The sequence below is a fragment of the Ursidibacter sp. B-7004-1 genome, from assembly GCF_053654055.1.
On sequence record NZ_JBSIUP010000051.1, the window covers coordinates 1 to 7,623 of the forward strand.

The following is a 7,623-nucleotide window of genomic DNA, read 5'->3' on the forward strand; positions in this document are numbered from 1 at the left end:
GGTGTTGCAGCGGGGTTAAGCTCAGCGACAACAGGCGGCAACTCACTTGCGATTGCAAGCAGTGTAGGCGATGGAATGGGGATTGCGGAAAATGCGGTGGGGAATAATGCTTTAGCACCAGGTGATGTTTATCGTGCTGTAAAAGATATAAAACAAGCGATTAAAGAAGGAAAAAGTGTTGATGAGGTTTACGAAAAATATCAAAAACTAAGCCAGAAACAACGTGCGGAATTATTGGCTGATTGTGGTATCGATTGTCGCATTCCAACAGAGATACTATTAAATCGTGCGACAGAAATGGCTGAGGATTATTCTGGATTTTTTATGGGCTGGCTTGTTGGATTACCAGCTTCGGAAAGAGAACGATTCCGAGCATTAGTTGAGTCCGAAAATGCTATTACAAATCAAGCTCTTGACGAAAGAAAAGGAATGTTTGAAAAAGGTATTGAGTTTGGTATAGAAACTGCTCAAATGTTTGGAAAAGAACACGATCTTGGAAGTACCAAACAAAACAAGAAATCCCTTTATGATTCACAGAAAACGAGAGAAAAACTAGAGAATGAATTTGGTAAAGAGAATGTTAAATCAACGACAGTTGTTTTAAACCCTCGTGCAACAATCACTAATAGAACATTGAAGTCAGGGGAGCAGGTTCAAGTTATCACTTCGGAAGGTGGTAGAGCGGTAAAAGTATATTCAAAGCCTGATCAATTAGGGGAAAGAAAAGAGTTAGCGAATATTCCATACGATAAGCAAGGACTCCCAATTTTTGATAATGTATCTAAATTTACAACAAAAATTGAGAAGCCTGAAAACTATCAGAATTTATCCAGCCAAACTAGAAGAAACATTGAAATGCGGAATGCGACACTAGCCCTAAAAGATGCGATCCAAAGAGGTAGTGTCAATCCTAATCAATTTACTAAAGAACAACTAGATCAAATTAATAGAGGTCTATATAAAATAGATGGCTTTACTTGGCATCATAATAAACAAAGTGGTCCAAGTAATATGCAGTTAATACCAACTCCAATTCATGATGCCGTCAAGCATGTAGGAGAAGGGGCTTTAAGTGAGGGGAGATAATATGAATTTTGTTAGTTTAAATATTTATGGTGACTACGGGAGAGTTGAGAGAGATATTATATTAGAATTTGAAAGAGAATTTGATATTAGGCTTCCTCCTCTATATATAAATTTAGTTATGAAACATAATTCTCCTTGGTGTGAGAGAAATTGTTTTGAATATATTAAGAATAATGAGTATACATTTTCTACTTTTGGATTCAAAGGATTTGAAACAGAATTTTCTAGCTCTTCTCTTGAAAATATATATTCCCAGTATATTTACAATGATGCAGGATATGGCTATGAGCATGTTTATTCCTTTGGTTCTACAGGCGAAGGTAATTTTATCTGTTTTGATTATCGTGATAACCCACAAGGAAATGAACCCAAAATTTGTATAGTGATTCATGATGAATATGATGAACAAACAGGAAAAATGTTACTTTTCCCTGTAGCCAATAACTTTGAAGAGTTTTTAGACAGTCTAAAATCATTTGATGAGATTATGGAAAAATACACATAATATTTGATAAATCATTGTTGTTCATATGGGGTACTCTAGGATTTTCTTACAAGCGGTTTAATATGTTCAATTTTTTGCAAAAGATTGTTTTGGCACGAGGTGGAAAATCGAGTTATCGGAGGAAAGGCTTCTACTATGATGTATTTATCGGCAGACCCATTCGAATGCCAGAAGGCTTCCGTACTTCGGATGCCGTTGCAGGTTTTAATCTCGGGTATAGTTTCTAAATGTTAATAAGGATTTTCCAATGAATAAAAAATGTTTCCGTGTTATTTTCAGTAAAACATTACAACGTTTTATCGTCACTTCCGAACTCGCCAAAACTACGGGTAAATCTAATGAAACAAGTGGTAGCTTTGGGCTTCCTGATTTGCAACTCTTTGCCCGTATCCGACCGCTTACCTTTAGCCTGTTTTGTGCTTTAGGGTTTGTCGCGTTTTCGAATAATGCTCTCGCAGAAACCTTGATTATTCAAGCAGATAAATCCGCCCCGAAAAACCAGCAACCGATTGTGTTACAAACAGCAAACGGCTTGCCCCAAGTTAATATTCAACCCCCCAATGAGAAAGGGCTTTCTCATAATAAATATTCCAAATTTGATGTGGATACCAAAGGGGCGATTCTCAACAACAGCCGCACGAATGTGCAAACTCAGCAAGCAGGTTGGGTGCAGGGCAATCCTTATTTAGCACGAGGTGAAGCGAAGGTCATTTTAAATGAGGTCAATTCCAACAACCCAAGTGTGTTAAAAGGTTATGTGGAAGTGGCGGGGAAAAAGGCGGATGTGATTATTGCCAACCCGAGCGGTTTACATTGTGATGGCTGTGGTGTGATTAATGCTAACCGTGCCACCCTTACCACAGGTAAACCACAGATTCAGCAAGGTAGCTTAGACAGCTTTGTGGTGGAAAAAGGTAAAGTCACCGTAGAAGGTAAGGGATTAGATAACAGCAAAGCCGACTATACCGAGATTCTCAGCCGAGAAGTCAAAGCCAATGCTGGCGTGTGGACGAATAAAGCACTTAAGGTGGTAACAGGTAAAAACCACATCAAGCGGTCAGATTCTACCGATAATTTGCAAATTATTCACACAACCGCACCGCTTGCATCAGAAAACTCGCCACAATTTGCGGTGGATGTGGGTGAGCTAGGTGGAATGTACGCTGGCAAAATCCACCTGATTGGCACAGAAGCTGGGGTCGGTGTGCGTAATGCAGGGCATATTGGGGCAAGTAGCGATACCCTTCACATTGACAGCCAAGGGCGGATTATCAACACAGGCACACTCAATGCTCAAAAGCAAGTTCACTTAACTGGCACAACAGGGATTGAGAACAAAGGCAAAATCGAAAACCGTCAAGAGAACATTCAGCTCACCACACAAGCGGACATTAAACAAGACGGCTCCGTTGTGGCAAGAGGGGGCGATATTCACAAAAAAGCCACTAAAGCCATTACCCAACAAGGTGAAACGGTGGCAAAAGGCAATATCACTTACACCGCCCCAACAATCCAAGCGACTACCAATTCATTACTGGCTGCTGGGGTGGCGATTACAGAGAATGACAAAGGCGAAACACGCCAGTTAGACACACAGTCTGCTCAGGGTAAATCGATTCAACTGACTGCAACCAACAGCACAACATTGCAAGGAAAAAATCTTGCCTCGGGTAATCTTAATGTAGTTGCTTCAGCGGTCGGGCTAGATAATAGCCATACCTCCGCATACTCCGTTAATGTTGTTGCGGCTCAAGGTGATATTCAAGCGAATAACGCAACCTTGATTGCAGATAAAACATTATCATTAAAAACACCAACCACCTTACAAACACAACAAAGCTATCTAAAAGCAGAAAAAATCACAACGAAACAACGTTCACTGAATACACAAAATGCAGTTTGGGAACAAACGGGCACTGATGAATTCTCACTTTCTGTTGAAGATCAGCTCAAAAACCAAGGTGGTACTTTTAAAACACAGGGGGATTTTACCATCCATTCTCAGGGAATGGACAACCGACAAGGTCGGTTAATTGCTGGGCGTAAACTCACCATTGATGCAGGGCTAGCGAAAGTAGATTCTTCAGAGGGGAAAATTTTCTCAGCCTCAACACTACTCATTAATAGCGGTGAGTTAGATAATTCTCGAGGTGCAATTCAAAGTGAGGGAGATATTCATTTAAATACCCATAACCAAACATTGATTAATAACAATACATTAGCCAATGGAACAGGTATTGTGGCACTCGGTCAATTAACGTTAGACACAGGCAAATTAGAGAATCAGAACGGTTATTTGGCAAGTCGTGGTAATCAAACTCTTCGTACAACGGAACTCAATAACACACAAGGCAACCTTGTTGCACATCAACAGCTCACTCTCAATACTCTCAAACTTCAAAATCAACAAGGAGCGATTTCAGCTAATAACATTGATGCCAAACTGACTACGCTAGAGCAACAGCAAGGAAATATTGTGGCATCACAATCGCTGAACATTACTGCAAGTGGCAATATTCACTCAACCGAGAAAAGCCTATTACAGGCTGAAAATCTTAATATGACAGTGTTAGGTCAAATAGATAATCAGCAAAGTGAAATTGTGGCACAAAACAGTGCGGTTATCCGCAGTCGTGCTCTGAATAACCGCAATGCTATTATCATCGCAGAGCAAGGTTACCTTGATATCAACACACAAAGCCAAACGCTCAGCAATGAACAAGGTAAAATCAGTGCAGGGGCAAACTTGACACTTAACAGTGGTGAACTGAATAACCAACAAGGTTTAATTCAGAGTCGTCAAGGAATGCAGATTAATACACATCAAGGTAATCTAAACAACCAACAGACCCAAAAGACGGATACCGCACAACAGCAAGGGATTATTGCACTTGGTCAGTTAGCGGTGACTACGCAGCAACTGTTAAATCAACAAGGTTATATACTGAGCCAACAGAACCAAACTATCAAAGCTCAACAACTTGAGAATGATGCAGGTGTGGTATCCTCGCTTGCCAATCAAATACTCTCCGTAAATCAATCTATTGAGAACAACAAGGGGAGATTGAGCGGACAGCAAACAGAGATCACAGCAGCCACAATCAAAAACCAAGCCGGTGTCATACAAGGCAATGCATTACTTGATGTTCAATTAAGTGGTGAAATGAATAACCAATCAGGGCAACTGAAAGCGAATAAGCAGCTCAATCTTACAGCAACATCAGTCAATAACCGTGAAGGGCAAATTCGAGCCATTGACGGGAATTTACAGCTCACCTCAACAGAAACAGTAGAAAATATTCAAGGCAATATTACAGCTGCCGAAGCATCCACTATCAATGCAAAAGAGCTGAAGAATCAACGTGGTTTAGTGTATAACGAGCAAGGTGTACTGAGCCTTAAGTTACAACAGGCATTGGATAATCAGCACGGTAAGGTGATTAGCCAAGATAATTTGACCTTAAAAAGCGATACCTTGACTAATCAGCAAGGTACACTCTATGCACAAAAACGGGCAGATATTCAAACAACATCGCAAGTGGATAACCAACAAGGCGGTAAAATTCACGGCTTAGGTGATATTCACCTGCACACCAATCAACTTGATAATCGTGGGGGAGAGATTAGAACACAACACACTCTCACCTTAAATGCAACCTCAGAGATTAATAACCAAAAAGTTAATGAGGCAGGTTCTTTGATTGAAAGTGGTAATGTGCTGAATATTAACACCGCCCACTTAAATAATAGTCATACTACCTCATCTGCAGAACAGATGACCCAAGGTATTTTAGCGACCACCTTAACGCTTACGGCTCAAACGCTCAATAATCAACAAGGCAAAATGCACAGCCGCTCACAGAGTGAATTGAACGTTAGTCAACAGATTGACAACCATAAAGGCGAGATAACGGGAGATAATGCGGTTCATATCACAGGGAGTGAACTCCAGCTCAATAACCAAATGGGGAAATTACAAGCGGGTGGAAAACTGTCGATTTCTGCAAATGCCGTTACAACCAATGGTCATATTGAAGGACAAGATATTGAACTGACACAACAGCGTGATTTCATCACAGGTAACCCTATTCACGCCAACAATAATCTATCCATTACGACTTTTGGAAATTTAGTCAATCAACATCAACTGTACGCTGATGAAAGTGTTAAGCTCAATGCGAGCCATATCACCAATCATCTTAATGGACGCATTAGCAGTGCCAATACCCAGCTAACGGCTAGAGGTGATGTTCACAATGAAGGCTTAATCAATAGCGTTAGCCCACAGGATAATGCACAGACGGTAATTAAAGCCAATGGACGTATTGTCAATACTGGCGAGGGGCGAATTTATGGTGATCATATCGCATTACAAGCCGATCGCATTGAAAACAGCGACAAGGATTATAGTAGTGGAAAAATTACCTCGGCGGTTGTTGCTGCTCGTGGTAATTTGGATATTGCTGCCCGAGAAATTGAAAACAATACCGCACACTATTTAACTGACAATCAAGTTGGTGCCACCTTATTTAGTATGGGCAATATGCGTTTTGGTCGGGTGCTAAATCTGAATAATCAAGCGGAAGGTCAGGCTGAAGTATTGCGTAATAACAGTAGCGTACTCGAAGCTGAGGGGAATATTCAGTTAAATGTTAATCAGATTGATAACAATAATACGCACTTTAGTGCTCATCATCTTATAACTGGTCAGGCAGGAGATGCAATTACCTTGTTGTCAAAATCACAGAACCTTATGGAGGTATTTATTATCCCAGAAGGGCATCATATTCAAAATTTCTATGAAAATAAAAAGAATAGTGAAAAAGGTGTAATTGCAGATCAGCCCGATCCTCGTATTAGTGTAAAAAATCTTAAATGGGTTGGATGGAGTCGAGCTGGTCAATATATTTACACAAATGATGGTGCAGAAAGCTCGGTAATCAAGCACGAATCTGATATCTCATCGGATAAATTCTTGGCTGGTTTTCATGACTGGGACTGTAATGAAAAGAATGTGTGCCAAATTTCTGAGGCTGGTGATTATAAAAAAGATAATCCGATTTGGACATATTTTAGCATTATTCCACCAAAAGAGGATGCACCTGCAATACCATTAATTGAGATGCCAGAAGAGTGGTTTGATGAAAAAGGAGAATTTGTCCCACCAATTCAACCTTCAAAACCACCTATGCCTAGAGAGCAAGATTTTATTATGGGGCGTGATGGCGATCTTGATTATTCAGGTTATGAAAACGCGATGAGTAAATATCGTGAGGATTTGGCTACTTATGAAACCAATTTGAAGAACTATCAATATTACAAAGAGAATTTTAAAGATTATGAAGATTGGGGAAATAAATATAAGGAAAATATTGATAAATTAGATGCAGAAATTGAAAAACATAACGATGTTCGCATTGCCAAATTAAATGCAGCACCTATTCGTAGGTTTTGGAAAATTAGCATTAATGATCGCCGTTTTGATGAGAGCAAAGTTCTAACTACAGTACCTGCTCAAATCTTAGCTGGAGGTTATTTGAATTTTGATAGTTCATCATTTACCAACAACCGCAGTAGTGTCATTTCAGGAGAAACGATTGCTTTAAAGGGAAACATTGATAATAAAGATGAGCAAGGCAGACATCGAGTAACTGATTCAGGTAAAAGCCAATGGAGCTATAGTCGTTGGCGTGGTGGTTTTAAACGTTATCACCAACGAAAATGGGAAAATGCTGGAGCTTACACTCGCATTATCGAAACCCCATTTGATATGAATATTTTCCGCATTGATGAAAACGCAAATTATGCGGATAACCCATTGATTTCCAATGAGCATAAAGAAGGTGCTACACATCATCTCTCTTTAAGTAGGTTAAAGGTAAACGGTGGAGCATTCTCTGCACAGGCGAATCAAGCATTGGGCAGTTTAACGCATCACGACAATGCACAATTTATCGGATTCAACACATCCACTCAGTTATTACCAAATGGGCAGGGTCGAAAATTATCTCGAATTGAGCTGAGTAATAAAA

At 40.0% G+C, this 7,623-nt stretch carries 3 protein-coding genes and 1 pseudogene; all 4 read left to right on the plus strand.

Going from position 1 to position 7,623, the window contains the following annotated elements; all coding sequences use genetic code 11:
- Positions 1 to 1,086 (plus strand): HNH endonuclease (locus ACWIW0_RS10910; protein WP_454453331.1); only part of this gene is annotated, 1,086 nt, incomplete at its 5' end.
- Position 1,087: 1 nt separating this feature from the next.
- Complete coding sequence (locus ACWIW0_RS10915; RefSeq protein WP_454453332.1) at positions 1,088 to 1,591, plus strand: SMI1/KNR4 family protein; 504 nt, start codon at positions 1,088 to 1,090, stop codon at positions 1,589 to 1,591.
- A 122-nt stretch (positions 1,592 to 1,713) separates the two neighbouring features.
- Positions 1,714 to 1,818, plus strand: a pseudogene (locus tag ACWIW0_RS10920) (ShlB/FhaC/HecB family hemolysin secretion/activation protein); the annotation flags it as partial.
- Positions 1,819 to 1,838: 20 nt separating this feature from the next.
- On the plus strand, positions 1,839 to 7,623 hold a 5,785-nt coding region (locus tag ACWIW0_RS10925), incomplete at its 3' end, for a two-partner secretion domain-containing protein (RefSeq protein WP_454453333.1).

Excerpts from the sequence above, each read along its gene's own strand:
- ACWIW0_RS10915 (WP_454453332.1), top strand. The coding sequence starts at position 1,088 with ATGAATTTTGTTAGTTTAAATATTTATGGTGACTACGGGAGAGTTGAG.